Below are 24,719 nucleotides of genomic sequence, written 5' to 3'. Positions count from 1 at the left end.
TTTCGTTTTTATTTAAACAAGTCATTAGTTTATCCAAAATAAAATAAATTTTTTCTTTGCTTATTAATCTTTTATTTACTTATTGAAAGATTATCCCTAAAAAAGAACACATAAGAATGGGTATTGTTACAAAAAAACTAAATTTGCAATATTGCCAAAAAGAAATTTGAATACCTTTTTTTGCCAGAAGTCCCAACCAAAATAAAGTAGCTAATGAACCTATAGGGGTGAGTTTTGATCCTATATTAACACCTAAAAGATGTGCATATATCATTTCTGTTGGAAAATCTTTCAAGGCTAGATTTCCAATTAAAGTCATGGGTAAATTATTAAAAATCGAAGATAAAAAAGCTGAAATAAAACCTGTTCCAAAAATAGCACTTAATTTATTTTGAGATAAAATATCATATAGAATATATAACACATTGCTTACCCCTGACTTGTGTAAAGCAAATACTATCATATAAAGCCCAAAACTAAAAATAAAAATACTCCACGGCGCTTGTCTTATTACATTTAAGGCTTTTCTTTTTTTAATACAATAAACCAAAAACCAAAAAAATAAAGATCCGCATAAAGCAAATAAACTAGTATTTAAATTAAAAAATTCAGCCATAAAAAAACTCGCAACAAAAAGCGTCAAATAAAAAATACAAAAAATAAAAAGCTTTTTAGAAATAACCTTTCCCAAATGAGTACGAATTTCAATTTCTCTAGGCAAAGCCTTTAAAAAACCAAAATAAACCATAAAAAGAGTTGAAAATAAGACAAGTAAATTAGGCAAAAACATTATTTTTGCAAATTCTAAAAAACCTAGATTGAAATATTTAGCTGTGATGATATTGGTTAAATTGGAAATAATAAATGTATTTGAACTTGCATCGCATAAAAAAGAAACACTCAATAAAAATAAATTTAAAATCATACTTTTCTTAATATCTTTAAGCGTAGAAAAAAGAGCAATGACGATCGGAGTAATCACCAAAATGGCACCATCATTGCCTAAAAAAGCGGTAAGTAAAAATACAAAAATAAGCAATAAAAACATCAATTTGTTGGTATTGATTTTGTAATTACTCTTATTTTTTGAAAGGCTTACAATTTCTCTAGCAATAAAATTAAAAAAACCCAAAGCTTCTAAACTAAAAGAAAGTATGATCAATCCGATCAAGGTTAAAGAACTATCCCAAACAAGTTCGGAAATAAAAATAATATCTTTTAAATTTACAAGTTTAAAAATAAAAACAAAAAAGGCTCCAAAACTAGAAATAATCCATAAAGGTAAATTCCAAGGACGCCAAAAAATAAAAATTAAAGTAACTAAAAAAATTACGCTAGCAAAAAGCATTTAAACTTTTTTCTTCTGTATCTTAATGCAAATTTGTAAAATATCCAAAGCAGCCGGAGTAATACCACTGATTTGACTCGCAGCAAAAAGGGTTAAAGGCTTATGTAAATTAAGTTTTTCAATCACTTCATTGCTTAAACCACTCACGCTTTTAAAATCAAAATCTTCTGGAATTTTCATATCGATTAAACTTTTCATTTTTTCAACCTGTGCCTTTTGCATAACAATATAATGATAATACTTAGCTTCATTTAAAATTTCTCTTAAGGAATAATCGTCCATTTTTTCAAAAATCACATCTAATTTTTGTAATTTTTCTATGTTAAAGCTGGAACGTGCCACTATTTTTTGCAAACTTACTATAGAAGTGATTTTTTCTTCACCCAAATGAGCCAAAAATTCATTATTTTGATTATTAGGGGTTAATTCTTTTTTTAAAAGAAAATTTAAACCCTTATCTAAATTTTCTTTTATATTTTTTATAAAATCATAATCTTCATCATTTAAAAGTCCGAAATTTTTTCCATATTGTCCAAGTCTAATAATGGCATTTTCCTCTCTTAAAAGCAATCTAAACTCGGCCCTTGAAGTAAACATTCTATAAGGCTCTTTAGTTCCTTTTGTAACCAAATCATCAATCAAAACGCCTATATAAGCTTCATCTCTATGTAAAATAAAAGGATCTTTACCATTGAGTGCTAAAACCGCATTAATTCCTGCCATAAATCCTTGTACTGCAGCTTCTTCATAACCAGTTGTACCATTAATTTGTCCGGCACAATAAAGATTCTTAATTTTTTTAGTTTCTAAGGTATGATAAAGCTCGGTAGGATCGATATAATCATACTCAATAGCATAACCAAAACGTGTAATTTTAGCTTTTTCAAATCCCTTTATAGAATTAAGCATTTCTTTTTGCACTTCATAAGGCAAAGAGGTTGAAAAACCATTGATATAATATTCTGTAGCATCAATCGTTTGAGGTTCTATAAAAAGATGGTGACTTTCTTTATCTGCAAAACGATTGATTTTATCTTCTATAGAAGGACAATATCTTGGGCCTACTCCTTCAATTTGACCGGTAAAAAGAGGGGCTCGATAAAAATTATTTTTGATGATCTCATGTGTTTTCAAATTTGTTCTTGCTATATAACATGGTAATTGCGTTGGATTGAAATCTTTTGTTCTAAAGCTAAAAGCCTTAGGATTTTGATCTCCGTATTGAATTTCAAGAACATCAAAATCGATACTTTTTGCATCCACTCTAGGACAAGTCCCTGTTTTTAAACGCCCCATTCTTAAATCAGTGTGTGATAAATTCTTCCCTAGGCTGATAGAAGCAAGTTCTCCAACACGTCCTGCCTCAAGCTTATTTTCTCCCACATGGATAAGTCCATTTAAAAAAGTGCCTGTAGTTAGAATGATTTTTTTAGCTTTGTATTCATTATTTAAGCTAGTTCTTACTCCAATAACAGCGTTTTTATCAAATATCAGCTCACAAACTTGCTCTTGTGAGATTTCCAAATTTTCAAGCTTTAAAAGCTTATTGCGTGCAATGATACGATATTTATCCATATCAATTTGAGCTCTACTTCCGCGAACTGCTACACCTTTACTTTCATTTAAGACGCGAAATTGTATTCCTGCAATATCAGTGATTTCTCCCATCAAACCACCCATAGCGTCAATTTCCTTAACTAAATGCCCCTTAGCAAGTCCTCCGATAGCAGGGTTACAACTTGCCGCACCAATTTGTTCTATAAGCGTGGTTAAAAGCAAAGTTGTTTTGCCCATTTTGGCAGCAACAGCACTTGCTTCGATACCTGCATGTCCGCCACCAATGACAATAATATCGAACATATTTTTTCCTAAGAATGATTTTAAGAGTGAGATTATATAATACTGAGACTTAAAACAAACTCTGTTTCAAGTCTCGCTAAAAGTTTATTTGGAATTTTGAAGAGAAAATATTAATTCATTATAAGTTTTTCCTGTACTCTTACAGAAATCTTTCAATGCTTCTACACCTTTATTAATACCTTGTTGTTGCTCGATTTTTAACAAATCGTTGTAAAGCTTCTCTATAGTCGCTATGGCATTCCTATTTGGCATACGCCTTACAGAATAATAACCAATCACATTATTATTAGTATCTATTGAAGGAGTTACATTTGCAAAAACCCAATAATAGTCATTATTTTTAGTTCTATTTTTAACATAAGCGAAAATTTCTTTGCCTTCTTTCACATAATCCCATAAAAATTTAAATACAGTTCTAGGCATATCTGAATGTCTTACTATATTATGAGGCTGGTTTAAAACTTCTTTCATACTAAAGTCTGCATATTTTAAAAAATCATTATTTGCATAAACTATCAAACCTTTTAAATCCGTTTTTGAAGTTATCAAAGTACCTTCTTGTAAAAAAATTTCTTTTGGCATTTTATTTTCCTTAAATCTTTAACTTGTCTAAAATCTCACTACTTTTTTGTTCTAAAGCACTGATATCATTAACAATTAAATCATAAATCTTTTGATCTATGTGTTCCGCAGCTGATTCTTTTATAGCATTTTGCGCATTGTCTCTAATTATTTCTTTAGCTGAATCCAATTCTGAATCTGAAATAAATTTACCAATCTCCTCTTTTACTTTTTCATCTAAACAAAGATTTGAAATTGGATCTGTGCTAGAAAGATTAAATTCTTGTGCTCCATTAAGGTTTAAATAAATATTAGATTTATAAAGAATGTGATCAATTTTAATGGCAGATAAAATCAATCTATTGGCTAATTCTGCAAAATCCTTCCCTAACATAGAGCTATTTTCCTCCAAACCTTTAAAGGCTTCAGAAAACTTATGAATTCTTTCTTCAGATTGACTGACTATATCAAAAACTTGTTCACTATCGTTTTGAATATTAACGAAATCTTGTTGCATAGTCTGAATTGCTATAGAAATTTCACTTGTAGATCTTTGAGTTCTTTCTGCTAATTTTCTAACCTCATCAGCCACAACAGCAAATCCTCGCCCATGCTCTCCAGCTCGTGCTGCTTCAATAGCCGCATTTAAAGCAAGTAAGTTGGTTTGATCTGCAATATCCCTAATCACCTCAACCACAGAAGTAATGCTTTGAGAATTGGTTACAAAAGTCTGAACAGTTTCTTTGCTAGAATTTACCACTTCCATTAAAGAAACCATAGAATTCTGTAAAGAATCCACTTCATTTCCATTCTCTGTAGCCGTGCGAGTTATAGAATTCACAGCTTCATGGACACCCCTCATTACACCGATATCCTGATTTAAAGAAGTTGAAATTTGAGACATATCCTTGTTTTGATTTCCAAGGCTTAAATCCATTAAAGTTCTTGATAGGGCATTTTTAAATGTAGATTTTGCAGTATTTTCAATATTGCTCAACGCTTTATTTATAAATTCGATATTATGAGCAAATATACCTCTTAACCCTTCAGGTAAAGCTTTACGATAAAATTCTCTATGTTGAGAACAGCTTATAGAAGTATTGATTTCTCTTAAATAAGCTTCAAGATTATCAATAGTATTATTTAAGTTATCAGCAATTTCTGCAAATTTTTTACTCTTTGTATTAACATAAACAATCCTATTGTCAAAATTCCCTTCTTTTAGCTCTTTACAAAGATTATATAATTTATCTATCATTATTTGTTCATCCTTAAGATGTATATAAAGATAAATAGATAAAGCAATAATCAAAGAAAAAATCGCTACTCCAATATACACATGAATAAAAAAGGATCCAAGAAATCCTAAAACACTTAAAAAAATAGTCAAAAACAATCCGTTATTCATATTGACTATACCCCCCCCCCTCATCTCTTTGTTTTCTCAAATTTCATTTAACCTTAACAAAACCATCTTCAAACTAAAAATGATTTAAATAATAATTTTATCTATGATAAACTTAAATATCAATTAATCTAAAATTAGTAATTCTCTTGTAAATCAAAAACAAGTTGATTGTATGTAACCTTATATGAATCGACAATTTCGGTCAAAGCTTCAAGTCCAGCTTTCATACCGCCTTGTTTTTCTTTTTCCCTTAAGATTCTATAAACATCTTCTATAACAGGCAAAGCTTTTCGATTTGGAGCACGTCGAACAGAATAGTAATTAATAATATTACCATCCATATCAAAAGATGGAGTTATATTTGCAAAAACCCAATAAAATCTTCCATCTTTAGCCTTATTCTTCACAAAAGCAAAAATTTCATCACCTTTTTGTATATAATCCCATAGGCATTTAAAAACCGTTCTAGGCATATCTTCATGTCTTATAATGCTATGGGGTTTATACAATAGTTCATCCATTGTATAGCCTGCGTATTTTAAAAAATCATCATTAGCATAAATAATATCTCCCTTAAGATCCGTCTTTGAAGTAATCAAAGCATTACTATCTAATACTATTTCTTTTTCTTCCATAACTATAATAACATCCTTTCTATACATAAATTAATAATCATAAAATTCTAATACAATATAACATCAATATATAATTAATTTTAAATTGTATTAATTGAGAATTTTTGTAACATTATAGTCAAAAAATTAATTTTTTGTCAAAATTTAATCCTATTTTTTAGTTTATATTTTATTATTTTTGCTAAGATTTTATTAAAGCAAAATTTAGAATATCTTAAATTTATAAGGAGTTTTTTTGGAAACCTTAAGTCAAACTTTTGCGGAAATTAAACCGCCTTTATATAAACGAATACTTAAAAGCTTAGGTTTTTGGGTAATTGCGGGTATTGTTGCAGGTGTTATACTTGGCTATGTGGATAAAGAATTGGCTATAGCAAGCAAACCTGGTGTTGAATATTTTATCAAATCTTTAAAAGTTCTAATAGGACCTATTATTTTTGTAACCTTGGTTTTAGGAATTATTAGTCTTGAAAGTTTAAAAAAAGTTGGAAGTATAGGTGCTAAAGCTGTTATTTATTTTGAAGTGGTAAGTACTTTGGCTTTGGCTATAGGAATTTTTATGGCAAATGTGATGCAACCAGGGCACGGGATGAATCTTGATCCTAATCAACTTGATACAAAAAGTGTTCAAAAATATATTTCTCAAACTACAGAAGTAAGCGCAGAATCAGAAATCATGCATATTTTAAAAGACGCTATGCCAACAGATATCATTACTCCTTTTACCGAAGGTAAAACGATACAAGTCTTGGTTATTGCTGTTGTTACGGCTTTGATTATTTCCTTAATGAGAAATGAAGACAAACAAGCCATACAAAGGGTATTAGAAGTTTTACAAAATTTTGTTTTTAAAATTTTACAAATTATAATGTATTTTAGTCCTATAGCAGCTTTTTCTGCAATGGCCGTTCTTATAGCACAATATGGGATTGGTTCTTTAATTAATCTTGCTTATTTACTTTTGGTAATGCTGATTTCTTGTCTTGTTTTTATATTTGGAATTTTAGGGATTATTTGCTATTTAGCTAAGGTTAATATTTTCAAATTTATGAGATTTATCTCTAGGGAAGTTTTGATTGTTTTTGCTACAAGTTCAAGCGAATCAGCTCTTGCTCCTTTGATGAGAAAATTAGAAAAAGCTGGACTTTCTAAAGCTACTGTTGGATTAGTATTGCCAACAGGATATAGCTTTAATCTTGATTGTACCAATATTTATCTAGCTATGAGTTTAATATTCCTAGCGCAAGCCTTCAATGTCAATCTAACCTTAGCGCACGAAATTAGCATTCTAATCGTTCTTATGATAGCTTCAAAAGGTGCTGTAGGTGTTACGGGATCTGGATTTATAGTTTTAGGTAGCACTTTAGCAGCTTTAGGAAATATGGAAATATCTGAAGCAAACGCTACTTTAGCACAGGTATTGCCAGTTGCTGCCATAGGTGTTCTTTTAGGTGTTGATAAATTTATGTCTGAAATGAGAGCGGTTGGAAATCTTTGCGGTAATAGTGTCGCGGCTTTAATTGTTTCAATTTGGGATAAACAAATTGATTGGGAAAAATTCCGTTACGCTATGGATAATCCAGAAAAATTTCATAATGCAGGAATGAGTTAATAAATTCTTCTTTCCAGGAAATCATAACGATTGATTTCTTGGAAAATATTATCTTGTTTATGAAGCTGTTTTAAAAAACTTTTTCTAAAATTGAAATTAAATCCTAACTGCACCACTATATCATTATCAACATCTACATTAGTGTAAATACGACGTGTTAAACTTAAATTAAAAATACTATAAGGAGAATAAATCAACTGATAATTAGTTTTTTCTTCATCTTTAATCACATCAAAAGTAAGAACGCTATATGTAGGATCAATAAAACTAACGCCTAGTTGAAAACTTTTTTCTATTTCATCTAAAATATAATAATTACCATAGGCTTTAATGCAATTGCTATAACCAAATTCTGCGCCAAAACTTTTAATATCGTTTTGTTGATCTTCTTGCCTATCAATAAATCCATTTAAACCAAATAAAAAAGCATCTTTCTTATAACGATTGACTAGACCGCTAGAATAATAATTATATCCATTTTGTGTTAAAAAAATTTCTTTTTGAAAAAGCAAAGAATCATTGTCGCTTTCGTAGATTGAATTTAAATTTTTAAGCCACAAAATTTCATTTTGAAGATCTAATAAACCATCGGTCGTATCGATACCATTTCTATTTTCTAAAGCCTTTGATAACAAATTATTTAAACCACTTGAAATGTCTAAATTTTTCTCTTGAATCCTTGGTGGTTTTTTTACAGATTGTATATCAAAACTATGCCAATGATTATTATTTACTAAAGTATTTTCCAATTCAGTAGCATTTAACAAAGAAAAGGAAATTAATAAATACAAAGCATTTTTAACCATTCATTTTCCTTGAAAATGTTATTCTAATATAAATTTTATTATACTAAAATAAAAATTTCTTAAGATTTGCATTTTTAAAATTATAAAGGTATAATTAAACGTTGAAAAAATACCTAAAGGTTATTGAATGCAAAAAGATAATATTGTAGCATTTATTATATTTATTATTAGTGTAATTGCTTTTATTATTTGGGGATTTGGATACATATCTCAACACCAATTTATACTCTTTATACTCGCTTCTATTTTCGGTATATTTATGGCTTTTAATATAGGTGGTAATGATGTAGCCAATTCTTTTGGAACAAGTGTTGGAGCTAAAACAGTTACTATAAAACAAGCTCTTATTATAGCTGCGGTTTTTGAGTTAAGTGGAGCCATCTTTGCCGGAGCTGAAGTTACACAAACTATACGTAGCGGAATAGTTTCTTTTCCTAAAGAATTTAATCCTATGCTTTTTGTTGCTATTATGTTAGCAGCTCTTCTTAGTTCTGGACTTTGGATATTTATAGCTACAAAAAAAGGTTTGCCTGTATCCACTACTCATAGCATAGTGGGTGGTATTGTCGGTGCTAGTATCATGATGGGACTTTTAGAATTTGATGGAACGCAAACTCTTTCTATGGTAAAATGGAGTGGAATTGTAAAAATTGCTATATCTTGGGTTGCCTCTCCTCTTTTGGGAGGACTTGTAGCTTATCTTATTTATTCTTATATAGATAAAAATATACTAAAACCCTCTGAAAAATTAAGCGAAGATTTGAAAAATGTAAAAAAAGATAAAAAAAGATTCAAAGAAAATTATTTATCAAATCTTAAAAGCAAATCAGTAGAAGAACAAATTAAAGAACTTTCAGCTATAGCCTTAGATGATGAGGAGCAAGAAAGTAATTTTTATAAAAGTAAAATTAAGGAATTTAAAGAAAAAGAAAAAAATATAGATATTTATTCAGTCTTAAAAACACACATGCCAATTGTTGCGTGTATTAGTGCAGCCATTATAGCTGCAATGTTTTTATTTAAAGGGCTAAATAACGTTAGTACTTTGGATATTTTACAAAATTTTTGGATTATAGGAATTTTAGGAACAATTAGTTATGTTATCACTTTTGCTATTGTTAAAATTGTGAAAAAAAATGAACTCAATAAAACTACAGATAGACTTTTTTCTTGGTTTCAAATTTTTACCGCATCAAGCTTTGCTTTTTCTCATGGTGCTAATGATATAGCTAATGCCATTGGTCCCTTTGCGGCAATTTTAGACGTTCTTAAAAATGCAACAATCAATGCAAACTCCCCTATCCCTTTTGCCGCTATGGCTATGTTTGGAGTTGCTTTAGTTGCAGGACTTTGGTTTTTAGGAAAAGAAGTGATTGCTACTGTAGGATCAAAATTAGCCACTATCAAACCTACGACAGGTTTTAGCGCTGAACTTGGAGCTAGTATTGTTATACTTTTAGCCACTCAATTTGGAATTCCAGTAAGTTCTACTCATATTTTAATTGGTGCAATTTTAGGTATAGGAATATATAATAAAAATGCGAATTGGGTATTAATGAAGCCTATAGGTTTGGCTTGGATTATTACCTTACCTGCTGCAGGAATTATGGCAGCCATTGTATTTTTAGGATTTAAATTGGCTTTAGCAATTTAACCTAAACATACACAAGGGCTTTTAGAAAGAATAAAAAATTTTTGCTAAAAATATCTAAATAAACTTTTAGCAAAAATTAAATTGGATTTTGAATAAAAATAATTATTTTAATATCCTACCTTTAATCATATGCATTTTAATTTTTCCAAATAATTTATCATTTTTATAAAGCAAACTTTTTGGAGTAGAATTTTTTTCATTTTCATCTATAAGTACTAGATTAGCATCTTTTCCTACTTCAATAACTCCAGCATTCAAGCCCAAAAATTCATTAGGATTTTTACTTGTAAAATTGCAAAGTTCTTTCCAGGTTAAAAAACCATCTTTAATAAAAAAGGTGTAACAAAGACTGATAAAATCAGATATCCCGTCGATTCCAAAAGCTGCCTCATCAAAAGCTAATTCTTTTAAATAAGCAGACTTAGGACTATGCATAGAAGTTAAAAATTGAATTTTTCCTTCCTTTAAAAATTCTTTCAAAGCCTGTCTATCCTCTACACTTCTTAAAGGTGGGTTTAGCTTTGCTGCTGTATTAAAATTCTCACAAGCATTATCATCTTTAATCAAATGGTGTATGCTTACGAGTTTAAGATCATTTTGATCTAAAATTTCAAAAGATCTTTTGAGGCTAAGCAGATCATAAATCACTTTTACACCGTAAAATCTAGCTATTTCTTTTATTTTAGCAACTTCGCTAGTTTCTGCAACCGCACTCATTCCTATGAGTCCTAACTTAAAACTCGTCTCACAATCATTCATTACGCCATTATCATCAAAATTCTTATCATCACATCGAACAAAAATAGCCTTTTCTTTCATTAAAGCGTATTGCATAACCACGCGTAAAAAATTTGTATCGCTAGAGCTTTGAAATTCTAAAGCATTTGCGCCTTTATTTAAAAGTGTGGCTAAATTTTTAATTTTCCCTTGAGTATCTAAAGCACGTATGCTTGGTAAAATCATCAAATCTTTATTTTTTAAATTTTGCAAAAAAAGCGAAAAAATTTCTTCATCAAAATCCATACAATCACGCAAAATAATCGCACTAAAACCATTCTCTAAACATTCGCGTTCTAAAAACTCTAAATGATCTAAAGAAAATTTATCATCTTTTAAACTAACATTTAGATCTACAAAAGAAGGAAGTAAAGTCATTCCTTTAGCGTCTAAAATTTCATCACTCTCTAGATTAAAATCTATTTTTACAATTTTTCCATTTTGAATTAAAACATCCTGCAACTCTTTACCATAAATTTTTGCATTCTTAATAAGCATTTTAACTCCTATTTTTTAGCTTTTAACAATTCCTGAACCGCCACTTTCGCGTTTTTTCCTTGCAAAATTTCTACTACTTTACTAACTATGGGTGTATAAATTTTATTTTTTAAAGCTATTTTTTCTATAGCATAAGCTGTTTTTACTCCTTCAGCTACTTCACCCAAATCTTTTAAGATATCCTCTAATTTTTGATTTTTTGCCAAAGCTAAACCCACACGATAATTTCTAGAAAGCTGACTTGAAGCTGTTAAAAATAAATCCCCCGCACCACCAAGTCCTAAAAAAGTTTCTTCTTTTGCTCCAAAAAAATTTCCAAAACGATGCATCTCTATAAGTCCTCTTGAAATAAGAGATGCTCTGGCATTATTTCCCAAACTCAAGCCATCACTCACGCCACTAGCGATCGCTAAAACATTCTTATAGGCTCCGCAAATTTCTGCCCCCCTTACATCATCATCCGTATATGTTTTTATAAAATCGGGGAAAAAATCGGCAAATTCTTGACAAACTTCACGATTGAAACCACTGATTACTAAAGCACAAGGAAGATCTTGCATTACTTCAGCCGCAAAAGAAGGGCCGCTTAATACACAAACTTGTTCTTTATCAACAAACTCAAAAAAAATCTCATCTAAAAATTGACAAGTGGAAGTTTCTATTCCTTTAGAGGCAATTAAAATTTTCTGACCTTGATTTTTAAAATGTTCTTTAAGCCAAAGATGTATCTCTTGGGAACTCAAAGCAAAAACAAGATAATCACACTTTAACGCTGTATCTAAATCCACAAAATCAGCTAAATCTCGCTTTGAACGAGAAGTAATTAAACAAATATTTTTAATACTCAAAGCATGATGTAAGGCACTGCCCCATTTTCCAGCACCAATAACCGCAATTTTACTCATTATCCAAGCTTTGATTTTAAAATTTCATTCACTTTAGCAGGATTAAAAGCTCCTTTTCCCTCTTTCATCACTTGACCTACAAAAAAGCCAAAGAGTTTATCTTTTCCGCTTTTATATTCTGTAACTTTATCGGCATTTTCATTTAAAATTTTTTCAATAACAACTTCGATCGCTGAATCATCACTCACTTGCTTAAGCCCTAATTTATCAATAGCTTCATCGATACTTATTTCAGTGTTTTCAAACACATAAGCCAAAACCTCTTTACCTGCTTTTGCGCTAATAACCCCTTCTTCTATACGTTTTATGAGATTTCCAAGTTTTTGTGCATCTACTGGAGAATTTTCTATGGTTAATTCCCCTTTTAAAAGTCCCATTAATTCTGTATTTAACCAATTAACACAAAGTTTGGCATTTAAATTTTGAGCAATTAAATTTTCAAAAAAACGACTCATTTCAAGCGAACTGATAAGTACTTCTGCATCACTTTCTTTAATGCCTAATTCTTGCATATAACGTTTTTTCTTCTCATCAGGCAATTCTGGAATTTTAAGTTCTAAAAATTCATCTTTAAGTAAGACTGGCAAAAGATCAGGATCTGGAAAATAACGATATTCTGCAGCTTCTTCTTTTCCTCTCATAGAACGGGTTGTTAAACTGCTTGTATCAAAAAGCCTTGTTTCTTGCACTACTTCTTTTTCATAAGTACCATCTTCCCACGCTTCACTTTGACGCTTCACTTCATAATCGATTGCTTTTTGTATAAAACGAAAAGAATTAAGATTTTTGATTTCAACCCTTGTGTAAAGTTTAGTATCTCCTTTAGGACGTATGCTTACATTTGCATCACATCTAAAACTTCCCTCTTGCATATTAGCGTCTGAAATATCTAAAAAACGTATGATAGAGTGAAGTTTTTTAAGATAAGCAACCGCTTCATCACTACTTCTTAATTCAGGCTCACTTACAATCTCAAGCAAAGGGGTTCCCGCACGATTTAAATCCACTTTTGAAAAATTACTTTCATGTATATTTTTTCCAGCATCTTCCTCTAAATGTGCCCTAGTAATACCTATACGCTTATTTTCACCATTTACATTGATAAAAAGTTCCCCATTTTCCACTATAGGGATATCAAATTGAGAAATTTGATAAGCTTTAGGCAAATCAGGATAAAAATAATTTTTACGATTAAAAACACTTTTTTTATTAATGGTAGCATTGACAGCTTTGCCAAAAAAAATCGCTTTCTTAACCGCTTCTTCATTTAAAACAGGCAAGGCACCTGGCAAAGCCAAACAAGTTGGACAAACATTTATATTAGGTTCTTCCCCAAAAGAAGTTGCACAAGAACAAAAAATTTTAGTTTTAGTATTAAGTTGAGCATGGACTTCAAGTCCAATAACTACTTCGAACATTGATTTTCCTTGATTGTTAAATATAATCTTCCAAATATTATTCTAACATTATTTTCTTTCAAAATGACTTTAAAAATATAAAAGCAATAAAATTTAAGCTAAAAAACTAATAAGAAGTATTATGCATTTTCGCTTTAAGTTCATAATTTTCTATAAGCAAAATAAAAATTAAAGCTAAAAGCAAACCCGGCATAAGCCCTAAGCATAAATATAAATAAGAATTAAATCTAAAAAACATCAAAAATGCACCAAAAAGCATTAAAGCCAAAGATGCACCTTTGAAAAATTCTAAAATATAGATCAATGATTTTCCTCGATTGCAACCGCACCAGCTAAATAAACATAGGTTAAAATCATAAAAATAAAAGCTTGTAAAAATGCCATAAAAGTTAAAAGCACATAAGCAGGAAGAGGTGCTACATAAGGAACAAGAGCCAAAATAACCATTAAAAATAAATCATCACCTTTTATATTTCCAAAAAGACGAAAAGATAAAGAAATAACACGAGAAAGATGAGAAACAATTTCAATTGGAAACATTAATGGTGCTAAAAATTTAATAGGACCCATAAAATGAGAAAAGTATTTAATCACTCCTTGAGTTCTAATGCCTTCAAAATGATAATAAACAAAAACTATAATAGCCAAAGACAGGGTTAAATTTAGACTTGCCGTAGGAGAATGAAAACCAGGGATTATTCCTATAATATTACTAAAAAATATGATAATACCCAAAGTTGCCACCAAAGGAAGATATTTTCTAGCATTTTTTTCATCTCCTAAGGTATCGCGTCCCATGGAAAGAACACCTTCTAAAAAAGCCTCTCCTAAATTTTGCATACCGCGAGGAACAAATTGCATAGAACGAGTAGCTGTTGTAGCAATAATAACAGCAATTAAAATTACCAAACCTAAATGAAAAAAATAAGAAAAAGTATGACTGGTATCAAGCAAAGAACTGAATAAAAATAAATCTTTCATTATTCCCTCAAAAAATTTTTATAAAGTTTATTCTAACACTGCCTTGCTTATAATTTAATGAAAGCTTATTTTCAAATCTTTAAAAAGACAAAATTTGCACATTTTCTGATATTTTATATATTAACAAATTTAAATTACAATGATTATACTTTGGAATTTTCAAGGGTTAAAATATTTTAAAGCTCTTTGAAATTTTTGAATTTCAAGTGCTTTATTATCCTTTTTTTCAATTATCAATTTCATAGCTTCTTGCAATAAAGCTCGAATTTGGACTAAAGTATCATTTATACTTTCCCTAAGTTCATCATCGTTTTGAGAATTTTGGGCTGTATGGATAGCAAAGTCTTTAAGATTTAAATCATCCAAAAGACTTTCTAGTTTATCTGTATTTTCTTGTATTAAAGCAAGTCTAAAATCATCAAGCCATTTCTTCATTATTATGCACATCTCTCCAAGCTTCTAACAAGCCTTTAGTTACATTGATCACTTCGTCAATCCTTGCTTCATTATTTTCCAAATTTGCCAAAGACAAAAGTTGAATTTCCCTCGTGTAAAGCCCACTAAGATAGTGCGCCACATCGCCACCTTTTTCATAATCTAAATTATTAATCAGCTCAATAAAAATAGCAGTGCTTCGTTTTACAAAATAAACTCTCTGCTCTATATCTTCATTTCTTATCGCTACTTTAGCCCTAGCACAAAAACGCAAGATGCCTTCATAAAGCATTTCAATAAGTTTTTGTGGAGATTCAATCCCCACTTGACTTTGAGAATAAGCATTATAAGCTAAACTATTTTGCATTGAGTATATCCTTAATTATTTGAATTATTTGCAGCATTAATCATATTTGTAACGGTGGTTAATTGCTGATTGAGTTTATTTAAAATACTTTCATATTGCAACCATTGATTTGCCATAGTATCATATCTAGCATCAATCAATTCTTGAGCTGATTCTTTTGACTCTTTTAAAGATTTAGTATCATTGGTTAAACTTTCATCATATTTAGTTAATGAACCATTAGTTCCTGTCATTCCTTGAAGTGTCGCTTTAAGTTGAGCAAAGATACCCTTACCTTCAATAGGTTTTGCAGCAATAGTTGTTTCGCTTAAACCAAATTTTTTAAGAAACTCTTCATCTCCTTTAATCGCAAAATCTGAACTACCATCGCCACTAAATTTAAGTTTAAAGCCTTTTTCACCATCTTTATCATAACTTGTAACCTTAACATCCAACCCTTCAATACCAAGACTATTGATATGGCTGGCTAAGTTTTGTAGCATTTCCTCTTCTGTATCGCCTATAAGCTTAAACTTAGTCCCATCAACGGTTTTTGAAAGATCGTAAGTTTCATTATTGAAAACTATGGTGAATTTACCTGACTCAAAAGTTATCCCTTTATCATCTCCTAAATAATCTTTCAAACTACTTTCTTTGATCAAATCTCCAGTATGACTAATATCTTCATATTTTGTAATACCCGCAAAAAAACTTTCTGCAAGATCTGGATTTTCTTTTACCTTGCTTTCAAATACTGAAGAATCGAAACTTAAATTCCCATTTTTATCTAAAGCCAAACCAAAATCTTGCATAGAAAGCATAACATTGGCACTGACTTTATTACCATTATCATCTTCAACCGTTCCACTTATAGATTGAGAATCAAACAAAGCTGAAATAATACTTGAACGAATAGAACTAATCTCATTAACCCCTTGTAAAGTCCCTTTGGTTCCGGTTTCAGCATTGTAATCTGTAGCGGCATTTAAATTGGTCACTAAATCATTATAAGCATCTACTAATTCTTGCATTGCTTTAGTTACAGCTTCATTATCTTGCTGAATGTCAAAATTAATTTCTCCAGTTGAATTTAAAGTTAAAGTAATCCCCACTCCAAGATCGGTAACTGTGTTGCTTGATCTTGTCATTTTGATTCCATCAAGAGTAAATTCTGCATTTTGTGCTTTTTGGATATGTAAAGGATTGTCTTCATTATCAATTATCCCTACACCATTTTTGCTTTTAGAAGGATCATAATCTTCTTTATTTAAAGCATCATCATCTAACTTCCAGCCAAGACTTTCAAAAACCTGTTTTGCATTGTCATCAACTTGATATTTTCCATCAGCATCTTTTTTTCCAGGATAAAAACTGATCGCATGATCTTCACCAGTTTCTTTACTTGTCAAAGTTAAACGATACGGAGTATCCTTTTCTCCAGTATTGATAATCTTTGCAACTATCTCTCCTCCACTTGCATCATTGATTTTATCTGCTAAATCTTTATAAGTTGTATTTTTATCAATAGTTACGCTATATTCTTTACCATTAGAGAAAAAAGTTAGACTTGTAGGATCTTTTAAACTTGCATTGATGTAACCACTATCATTCTTTAAACCTTTGCTTTGATAAACATCCTTTTGTGCAAGTTGAGTTACATTGACTTTCATACTTTGCAAAGACACACCGCTACTAGCCGTCAAACTCGCTGGAGGATTTGTACTCACACTCGCATTTACTTTTCTTTTTGCAAAAACGGTTGCATCACCCAAAGAAGAAACCGCTGTTTGGAATGCAAGCAATTTTGTTTTTATTTCAGTTAAATCTTTTTGTTTTGTTGTGTTTTCTTCTATTTTTGATGTATAAATATCTACACGAGCCTTTTCTTCCGCTTCTTTTAACTTATCTAAAGTATCTTGTGTTAAAACCCCAGATCCAAAACCCAAACTTGATAAACTACCTAATGCCATTTTTAACTCTCCTTATCAAAAATCATACCGATTGCATCTTTAAAATATTCTGCTAATCTCATAGCCTCTTCGCTAGGAATTTTACGAATTTCTCTTCCTGTATTTTTTTCTGTTACGCTGATATATAACGAATCTATTTTATCGCTATAGCCAAAACGAACATTAGTATCTAGCGAATCCATTTGTTCATTTAATTTTTTCGTAATATCTGCTAATTTTTCATTCAAATTTTGCTGATTTTCATCACCATGTTGGCTTTGCTTTTCAGCTTGAATGCTTGAACTAGCCTTTTGTGTTTTATCCACTTTTTGGCTTATATTAGCCAAAACCACGTCCCTTTGTTCATTTGCCTTCGAAATTTCCATTTTAAAATCCTTTTTAAAATTTTAATTTATTGCTAGTTAAAACCTATATCGACAAAAAAATAAATTTATGAACACTTTTTTAACAAAAATTTTAAATTTTCTACAATAATTTTACAAGCAAAAAGTGTGCCAATAAATTTTAACCTACAATTTCAAACTTTTTAAACAATTGTGGATCATTTTCTAAAATATTACGCAAAATAAGATCTTGTATTACACCTTCATTGCAATCAGTCTGTTTAGGCCAAGATCTAGTATAACCTTCAATTTCACCCTTAGCACTTGCGTCTATACCCAATCTTTTATCTTGTATAAAAAAATCTCTTTTCGCATCGATATTATTAACTACTCGCCATACAAGCATATAAGGATTTTCTAATTTATTATTTGCATCCAAAAACACTAAAATTCTAAAATGCTTTTTAAATTTTAATAATCTTTCAAAAATTTGAGAAATTTTTTCTTTTTTGTCAAGTAAAATACAAACTATTGGGCTTTTGCACTCTTTATAAAATTGTTTTAAAGCAATGAGTTCTACTTCGGATGTAAAAAGCTCTCTTAATTTTTCATCTTCTAAAATTTCAAGCTCTTCTATCTCATTTTTATCACAAACATCAAGTCCTGCTTTTCCACCAAAACAAGCATTAGGTGAAGCGTGATCTAATTGATCACAAATTCCTTCACTTATGAGTAATTTTTCTATACAAAAGCGATTGAGTATATAAGGGATAAGCGTATCATAATCATCCAAATTAGGGGCATCTTTATCTACAAAAATTGCATGTTTAACAAAACTCATTTGCCCTACGCCCCAAAAAGCATGCATAATCTGCTGTGCGTGTGCGGGGTATTTTGCATCAATTTTAGCCAAAATAAGATTGTGAAAAACTCCATTTTCAGGCATTTTATAATCGATCAAATCCGGAACAGAAGTTTGTAAAAGAGGTAAAAAAATACGTTCAGTTCCAAGTCCCATAATTCTATCTTCTAAAGGAGGTTTTCCTACAACGGTTGCTTGATAAATCGCGTCTTTTTTGGCATAAATCTTTTCAACCTTCATGACAGGAAAAAGTTCTGCTGGAGTATAAAAACCCGTATGATCGCCAAAAGGTCCTTCTATTTTAAATTCTTCCAAATCCACATAACCCTCTATAACTATATCACTATCAAAAGGGACAAAAACACCATTTTCACAAGGTGTAAGCTTGGCAGGAGTCTTTTTGATAAAACCATAAAGCAAAAGTTCAAAAATTCCTTTTGGTAGTGGAGCTTGAGAGCACCAAATATAAAGCGGATCTCCACCAATAGCTACACTAACAGGCATTTTTTTAAAACCTGCCTTTTTGTATTCGTGATAAAAATTAGCACCATCTTTATGGATTTGCCAATGCATTAAAAGTTCATTTTCTCCACTCACTTGCAAACGATACATTCCAAGATTATTTTGAGTTTTATCCAAATTATGAGTATAAACTTGCCCCATAGTGATAAATTTATCAGCATCATCCTCCCAAGTTTTGAGTATAGGAAGTTCCTTAAGAGAACTTAAAATTTCATAATTATAAAGAAATTTGTTGGCGTTTAGTCTTTTAGGAGGAATATTTTTAAGGCTTAACAAATTCATAAAAAAATCTACTTTTGCTTTGAAATTTGTAGGAATATGAAGTTTAGTTAATTTTGAAATTTCATTTGCTACCTCATTAAAATCTCTTCCAAAAGCTAAATTTAAGGCTTTTTGATTGCAAAAAGTATTCATTAAAACTGGAAATTTATATTTTTTTTCTGATTTTTTATCAATAGGGTTTTTAAAAAGCAAAGCCTTACCCTCTTCCATTTTTTTTGCTTCTATATAAGCTAAGTGTGCGATTTCAAGATTGACATCGACGGGCTCTTCGATGATTTTTAATAAATTATTTTCCTTTAAAATTTGGATAAAATTCTTCATATCATATCCTCTGCTTTTTTTAATAACTCCTTAGCTCCTTTATGTATAAATTCTTTAGCTAAAATCTCTCCAAATCTTTTAAATTCATTTTTTTTGATCATTCTCTTATCTTTTAAAATTTCACTCCCATCAGGCAAACCAAGTATAGCACGGACGCAAATCATATCTTCATTAAGTTCAGCATTGATCCCTATAGGAACTTGACATCCACCTTCTAAAGTAGCGATAAATTCTCTCTCTATAGTCGTTTCTATTAAGGTATTTTCATCATTTAGACATTTTAGCAAATCTAGAATTTTCACATCTTCAATACTTTCTATGCCCAAAGCACCTTGAGAGGCTGCAGGAATGAGTTCATCTTTGCTAAATTCATAGATAAAATTAACTTCTTTGTCTAAATCTAAACGTTTAATACCTGCTATGGCGAGTATAATAGCATCAAAATCGCCATTTTTTAACTTTTCTATACGCGAATTCACATTTCCACGTAAAGAAATAATCTCTAAATCAGGTCTTAGTAATAAAAGTTGCATTTTACGTCTAAGACTCGTAGTGCCTATTTTTGCACCTTTGGGTAAAGAAGAAAAATCTTGATATTTTTGACTGAGCATTGCATCATTGCTTTTTTCTCTTTTACTCACAGCCGCTAAAACTAAACCTTTTGGAAAAAAACTTGGAACATCTTTTAAACTATGCACCGCTAAATGTGCTTCATTTCTAAGCATACTCTCTTCAAGTTCTTTTGTAAAAAGCCCCTTACCACCAATCTTAGCTAAAGGAGAGTCGAGTAAAACATCACCTTTTGTTTTAAATCCTTGTAATACAACGTCTATATTGTGTTTATTTTTTAAAATTTGTGCTATATATTCGCTTTGCCAAAGAGCTAAAGCACTTTTTCTTGTTGCTATGATCAATCGATTCATTTTTCTTCCTCTATAATTTCAACATCAATAATTTCTTCATTAGAGTTTCGATTTTGTTTATGGGTATATTTTGTTTTTGTGGCAATTTTTAAAAAAATACCCAATAAAAAAACTAAAAATCCAAAAAAACTCGTAATCACTCCTGGAAAAATAAATAAAAATCCTGCAATCACAAAAGAAAATTGAGTAAGCATATTTTTAAAACCTATCACTTGAAATTCAAGCATACTTTTCCAAAAAATTCCCAAAAGTATCATACCAAACATCATACTTATTAAAATAAAAATTAAAAAATTTCCAAGGCCAAAGAATACGATAAATAAGAAACTACAAACAAGCTCTAAAATCAATAAAGGACTTAATTTAAGTTTATTCATAATATTTTCTTTTTTAAATTTTCTATAACATGATCTGTTTTAATAATTTCTTTGCTTAAATTTTCTCTTTGTATAAGCTCTACTTCATTGTTTTGCAACCCTTTACCAATTACCAAAGCATAAGGAAAACCCATTAATTCAAAATCATTCATTTTCACACCAAAACGTTCATTTCTATCATCAAGTAAAACCTCGATGCCTAAATCTTGTAATTGCTGATAAATTTGATTTGCAAATTTAAAAGCTTCTTCATCCTTAATATTTGAAATAATAATATCAATCGTAAAAGGAGCCAAAGTTTGATTCCAAATACAACCTTTTTCATCATGACTAGCCTCAATCGCAACAGCTACCAAGCGTGAAACCCCGATTCCATAACATCCCATATAAAATGCTTGAGTTTTTCCATTTTCATCTAAGAAATGTGCATTCATAGCTTTAGAATATTTTTGTCCAAGCTTAAAAATATGTCCTACTTCTATACCTTTACTTTTTCTTAATTTTCCACCGCATTTTAAGCAACAATCATTCTCTTTAACTTCTACTAAATCCTTAAAACGATCTTGATTTAAATTAACAACATCAATTCCTACCAAATGATAATCTTTTTCATTAGCTCCAATAATCATTTGTTTTTCATTTTCAAGCTCTTTATCAAGATAAAAGTCTATATTTTTAAGTCCTACAAATCCAATAAAACCAGGAACTAATCCCGCATTAAGCAATTCGCTTTCGTCCGCGTCCATAAGCTCTAAAGCCTTACAAGCATTTTGCGCTTTAACTTCTTGCAAATCATCACATCCGCGTATAAAAAATACAACCAATTTACTTTCATTTTCATAAATGGCTTTTTTTACAACTGCTTTAATGGTATAAAATTCATCGATTCTAAAAAAATCAGCCAATTCCTTAATACTCTTAATATTTGGCGTATGAAACTTACTTGCAAAATTAGCTTCTGGACGCTCTTTATTACAAGTTTTTTTAGCTCTTTTTGCCGCTTCTATATTGGCAGCATAATCGCAATTTTCGCAAAGCAAAATATCATCTTCTCCATTTTTTGCTAAAACCATAAATTCTTTAGAACCACTTCCACCTATTGCTCCACTATCAGCTTCAACGGCTCTAAAATTAAGTCCCAATCTTTGTAAAATACGAGAATAAGTCTCATACATCAAATCAAATTCACGTGTCAAATCTTCTTCATTTTTGTGAAAGCTATAACCATCTTTCATTAAAAATTCTCTACATCTTAAAAGCCCGAAACGCGGACGTGCTTCATCTCTAAATTTCCAAGTTATTTGATACAAATGCAAAGGAAGTTGCTTATAGCTTGTAATTTTATTTTTAACCAAAGAAACCATCGCTTCTTCATGAGTTGGCCCTAAAACAAAATCATTTTCTTTTCTATCTTTAAAACGCAAAAGTTCTTTTCCAAAAACATTATAACGCCCACTTTCCTGCCACAAACTAGCAGGTGTAACAAAACTAAGATTTACTTCTTGTGCGCCAGCTTTATCCATTTCTTCTTTAACTATAGCACGAATTTTGTCTAAAACTCTTTTCCCTAAAGGCAAAAAATTATAAAGTCCGCTACCAATTTGCTCTATAAATCCTGCACGCACCAAAAATATATGGCTTGGCAAGCTCGCATCTTTAGGAGTTTCCTTTGTACTCGGTGCATAAAATTGGCTAAATTTCATCGTCAATCTCCATATCAAATTCACATTTATATTGATTTAAACCTTCAAGATCGTTATTCAAATCAAAAACATAACGCATAGCGTTAATCACTGTATCACTTTGAATTTTTCCTTGAATATGTTTTAAATTTATAGTTGGATTATGTAGAAAGGCCTTAAAAACTTGATGAATCAATTTTCGTGCCTCATCTTTATCAGAATGCTTTAAATAACCCTTTTTTAAAGCAATATCAAGTTGCATTTCTGCACATTCCTTAGCCTGCAGTCGTATGGCTTTAATGATTGGATTTAAAGCTAAGTCGTTTAAATATCTAAAAAAATCCGATGTTTCTTGACCTATAATACTATAAGCCATACGTGCTTCATTTTCCCTTAAAGCTAAATTTTTTTGAACAACAGCTTGAAGATCATCTACTGCAAAAACAGATATTTTCTCATTTTCGCTAATATCGATATCACGTGGTACAGCAATATCAAAAAAATATCTCTTATGTCTAACTTCATCAACTAATGCATTAGTTATAATGGCACTAGGAGCATTAGTAGCTGAAAAAAAGAGCTCATAATTATCCAAATAATTTTTCAGATTTTCCAAACTATCATATTTACTTAAACTGCCTAATTCTTCGCAAAGTTGTTTTGCTTTTTGCGTATCACGATTTAAAATAATAACTTCGGTACCACTGGTGATTAAATGTTTGGCTGTAAGTTCTGCCATTTCTCCTGCACCGATAATTATAGCTTGTTTTTGCGTTAAATCTAAAAGCTCTTTTGCTTTAGCTACTGCAACACTTGCTACTGAAATAGGATTTTTTGAAATTTGAGTTTCATTACGAACTTTAGCTGCACATTTAAAAGCATAATGCAAAGCTCTTGAAAGATGAGTTTTGCAAAATTCATTCTTTATGGCAAAAGAAAATGCGTCTTTAATTTGACCTGCAATTTGAGTCTCGCCGACAACAAGACTATCTAAAGAACTTGCTACCAAAAAAAGATGGTGTATGGCTCCGCTATCCTCAAAAACATCGGCTTTTTCCAACAATTCATCTTTATTGACATCACACAATAAAGCTAAAGTTTTAATGATATATTCCAAACAAGTATTTTTTACAAAAGCAAAGATCTCAACACGATTACAAGTACTAATAACTAAACATTCTTCAATATTTTCATGAGTTTTTAATATACGTAAAAATTCATATTTTTTTGCCTCATCTGAAAAACTCAATCTCTCTCTTAAAGCAATATCGGTATTTTTGTGAGTAAAAGAAACGCAATAATACATTAAAAATTCCTATCTATCATTGCCTCAACAATATTTATTAACTTTTGATTAGAATATTTCTGTATTGCATTAACTGCATTTGTGGCATATTTTTTAGCTTCCAAAATAGCCTTTTCTAAGATTTCTTTTTGTTTAAATTGAGTTTTAATCCATATTTTTTCTTCTTCGTCTAAATCTTTCTTAAATAAATTTTTTAATTGATTCTTTCCTTGCTTATCCAAACTTTCAAAAAGATATATATAAGGCAAAGTTGCTTTTCCCTCTTTAAAATCTGCCATAGCAGGTTTGCCTAAAATTTCATCATCACCTTTAATATCTAAAATATCATCAATCATCTGAAAAGCAAGTCCTAAATTTTTTCCATATTCTCCAAAAGAATTTTCATCTAAACCAGCCAAAATAGCTCCACATTTTGCACTTGCCTCGATCAAAATCGCCGTTTTATTATAAATCATTGTAAGATATTTTTCTTTGTCCGTATTAAAACTTTTACTTAAATTTACATCCATAAGCTCACCTATGGCAAGCTTAACAACTGCATCAGAAATTATACTTGCATATTTTGCATTCATTTGACTCAATTCATAAAAAGCTTTAGAATATAAAATATCTCCCAACATTAAAGCGTTTTTAGTTCCAAATTCGTAATTTACAGACTTTGAGCCTCTTCTAAGATTACTTTCATCAATAATATCATCATGCAATAAACTAGCTAAATGTATAAGCTCAATTGTTGCACAAATTTTAAAAGCTTCTTTAGTCTCTCCTGAAATAGCTAAAAGCAATTTTGAACGCAATTTTTTGCCTGATCTAACATTAACAAGCATTTCTAAAATAGGCTGATAATCAAGTTCTTTTAAAAATTGTTTTATCAAATCATCTATTACTTCCATATTTGATTCCTTGT

Annotated in this window: 23 protein-coding genes; 2 read left to right on the top strand and 21 right to left on the bottom strand. The window is 30.3% G+C overall.

What is annotated here, in order from left to right:
• Window positions 1-79 precede the first annotated feature (79 nt).
• The 5 genes from CQA76_RS06340 to cetC all read right to left on the bottom strand — a co-directional run bounded on the left by CQA76_RS06340 (window position 80) and on the right by cetC (window position 5,812).
• A complete protein-coding gene (locus CQA76_RS06340; protein ID WP_137622584.1) occupies window positions 80-1,348 on the bottom strand; it encodes an arsenic transporter in 1,269 nt (422 codons plus the stop codon).
• Window positions 1,349-3,208: a tRNA uridine-5-carboxymethylaminomethyl(34) synthesis enzyme MnmG gene (mnmG, locus tag CQA76_RS06335; RefSeq protein ID WP_137622583.1), complete on the bottom strand. Its 1,860-nt coding sequence runs from the start codon at window positions 3,206-3,208 to the stop codon at window positions 1,349-1,351.
• Window positions 3,209-3,292: 84 nt separating this feature from the next.
• Complete coding sequence (gene cetB, locus CQA76_RS06330) at window positions 3,293-3,790, bottom strand: bipartate energy taxis response protein CetB (RefSeq protein WP_137622582.1); 498 nt, start codon at window positions 3,788-3,790, stop codon at window positions 3,293-3,295.
• 10 nt (window positions 3,791-3,800) lie between these two features.
• Window positions 3,801-4,547, bottom strand: a complete 747-nt coding sequence (locus CQA76_RS09430) for a methyl-accepting chemotaxis protein (protein WP_408608978.1) — start codon at window positions 4,545-4,547, stop codon at window positions 3,801-3,803.
• Window positions 4,548-5,311: 764 nt separating this feature from the next.
• On the bottom strand, window positions 5,312-5,812 hold the full coding sequence (cetC, locus tag CQA76_RS06320) for an energy taxis response protein CetC (protein ID WP_137622580.1): 501 nt from the start codon (window positions 5,810-5,812) through the stop codon (window positions 5,312-5,314).
• A 235-nt stretch (window positions 5,813-6,047) separates the two neighbouring features.
• On the opposite strand from cetC, the gene CQA76_RS06315 reads away from it, so the two are divergent.
• Complete coding sequence (locus CQA76_RS06315; RefSeq protein WP_137622579.1) at window positions 6,048-7,424, top strand: cation:dicarboxylate symporter family transporter; 1,377 nt, start codon at window positions 6,048-6,050, stop codon at window positions 7,422-7,424.
• Here CQA76_RS06315 and CQA76_RS06310 read toward each other — a convergent pair.
• Window positions 7,421-8,230 (bottom strand): inverse autotransporter beta domain-containing protein, encoded by an 810-nt coding sequence (locus tag CQA76_RS06310; protein WP_137622578.1) that lies wholly within the window; start codon window positions 8,228-8,230, stop codon window positions 7,421-7,423. The genes CQA76_RS06315 and CQA76_RS06310 overlap by 4 nt on opposite strands.
• A gap of 127 nt (window positions 8,231-8,357) precedes the next feature.
• Between CQA76_RS06310 and CQA76_RS06305 the strand changes: the two genes are divergently transcribed.
• On the top strand, window positions 8,358-9,884 hold the full coding sequence (locus CQA76_RS06305; protein WP_137622577.1) for an inorganic phosphate transporter: 1,527 nt from the start codon (window positions 8,358-8,360) through the stop codon (window positions 9,882-9,884).
• Between the two features lie 102 nt (window positions 9,885-9,986).
• On the opposite strand, the gene CQA76_RS06300 is transcribed toward CQA76_RS06305, so the two are convergent.
• The 15 genes from CQA76_RS06300 to CQA76_RS06230 all read right to left on the bottom strand — a co-directional run bounded on the left by CQA76_RS06300 (window position 9,987) and on the right by CQA76_RS06230 (window position 24,705).
• Window positions 9,987-11,159: a metal-dependent hydrolase gene (locus CQA76_RS06300; RefSeq protein ID WP_137622576.1), complete on the bottom strand. Its 1,173-nt coding sequence runs from the start codon at window positions 11,157-11,159 to the stop codon at window positions 9,987-9,989.
• 8 nt (window positions 11,160-11,167) lie between these two features.
• Window positions 11,168-12,064, bottom strand: a complete 897-nt coding sequence (locus CQA76_RS06295; RefSeq protein ID WP_137622575.1) for an NAD(P)H-dependent glycerol-3-phosphate dehydrogenase — start codon at window positions 12,062-12,064, stop codon at window positions 11,168-11,170.
• Entirely contained in the window at window positions 12,064-13,482 is a 1,419-nt protein-coding gene (gene gatB / locus CQA76_RS06290; protein ID WP_137622574.1) for an Asp-tRNA(Asn)/Glu-tRNA(Gln) amidotransferase subunit GatB, read from the bottom strand. The genes CQA76_RS06295 and gatB overlap by 1 nt, the downstream gene beginning before the upstream one ends.
• 106 nt (window positions 13,483-13,588) lie before the next feature.
• Entirely contained in the window at window positions 13,589-13,786 is a 198-nt protein-coding gene (locus CQA76_RS06285) for a hypothetical protein (RefSeq protein WP_137622573.1), read from the bottom strand.
• Window positions 13,783-14,463: a F0F1 ATP synthase subunit A gene (locus CQA76_RS06280; protein WP_137622572.1), complete on the bottom strand. Its 681-nt coding sequence runs from the start codon at window positions 14,461-14,463 to the stop codon at window positions 13,783-13,785. Before CQA76_RS06280 ends, CQA76_RS06285 begins: the two co-directional genes overlap by 4 nt.
• Window positions 14,464-14,622: 159 nt before the next feature.
• A complete protein-coding gene (locus CQA76_RS06275) occupies window positions 14,623-14,898 on the bottom strand; it encodes a hypothetical protein (protein WP_137622571.1) in 276 nt (91 codons plus the stop codon).
• Window positions 14,882-15,265 carry a flagellar export chaperone FliS gene (fliS, locus tag CQA76_RS06270; protein ID WP_137622570.1) on the bottom strand — a complete coding sequence of 128 codons (384 nt, stop codon included), beginning with the start codon at window positions 15,263-15,265 and terminating at the stop codon, window positions 14,882-14,884. The genes CQA76_RS06275 and fliS overlap by 17 nt, the downstream gene beginning before the upstream one ends.
• 11 nt (window positions 15,266-15,276) lie before the next feature.
• A complete protein-coding gene (gene fliD, locus CQA76_RS06265; protein WP_137622569.1) occupies window positions 15,277-17,214 on the bottom strand; it encodes a flagellar filament capping protein FliD in 1,938 nt (645 codons plus the stop codon).
• Between the two features lie 2 nt (window positions 17,215-17,216).
• Window positions 17,217-17,579, bottom strand: a complete 363-nt coding sequence (locus CQA76_RS06260) for a FlaG family protein (RefSeq protein WP_137622568.1) — start codon at window positions 17,577-17,579, stop codon at window positions 17,217-17,219.
• A 139-nt stretch (window positions 17,580-17,718) separates the two neighbouring features.
• The gene (locus CQA76_RS06255) at window positions 17,719-19,524 is read right to left on the bottom strand and encodes a menaquinone biosynthesis decarboxylase (RefSeq protein WP_137622567.1); all 1,806 of its coding nucleotides are present in this window, start codon (window positions 19,522-19,524) and stop codon (window positions 17,719-17,721) included.
• Window positions 19,521-20,447 carry a hydroxymethylbilane synthase gene (gene hemC, locus CQA76_RS06250; RefSeq protein ID WP_137622566.1) on the bottom strand — a complete coding sequence of 309 codons (927 nt, stop codon included), beginning with the start codon at window positions 20,445-20,447 and terminating at the stop codon, window positions 19,521-19,523. The genes CQA76_RS06255 and hemC overlap by 4 nt, the downstream gene beginning before the upstream one ends.
• Window positions 20,444-20,824 carry an integral memnbrane protein gene (locus CQA76_RS06245; protein ID WP_137622565.1) on the bottom strand — a complete coding sequence of 127 codons (381 nt, stop codon included), beginning with the start codon at window positions 20,822-20,824 and terminating at the stop codon, window positions 20,444-20,446. Before CQA76_RS06245 ends, hemC begins: the two co-directional genes overlap by 4 nt.
• On the bottom strand, window positions 20,821-22,527 hold the full coding sequence (locus CQA76_RS06240) for a proline--tRNA ligase (RefSeq protein WP_137622564.1): 1,707 nt from the start codon (window positions 22,525-22,527) through the stop codon (window positions 20,821-20,823). Before CQA76_RS06240 ends, CQA76_RS06245 begins: the two co-directional genes overlap by 4 nt.
• Complete coding sequence (gene hemA, locus CQA76_RS06235) at window positions 22,517-23,812, bottom strand: glutamyl-tRNA reductase (protein WP_137622563.1); 1,296 nt, start codon at window positions 23,810-23,812, stop codon at window positions 22,517-22,519. Before hemA ends, CQA76_RS06240 begins: the two co-directional genes overlap by 11 nt.
• Window positions 23,812-24,705, bottom strand: coding sequence for a polyprenyl synthetase family protein (locus tag CQA76_RS06230; protein ID WP_137622562.1), 894 nt, complete (start codon window positions 24,703-24,705; stop codon window positions 23,812-23,814). Before CQA76_RS06230 ends, hemA begins: the two co-directional genes overlap by 1 nt.
• Between the last annotated feature and the right edge of the window lie 14 nt (window positions 24,706-24,719).

This window comes from Campylobacter aviculae (assembly GCF_005406215.1).
GTDB lineage: Bacteria > Campylobacterota > Campylobacteria > Campylobacterales > Campylobacteraceae > Campylobacter_D > Campylobacter_D aviculae.
The sequence above is the reverse complement of the archived record's forward strand: the minus strand, read 5'-3'. Positions and strand labels throughout refer to the sequence as shown.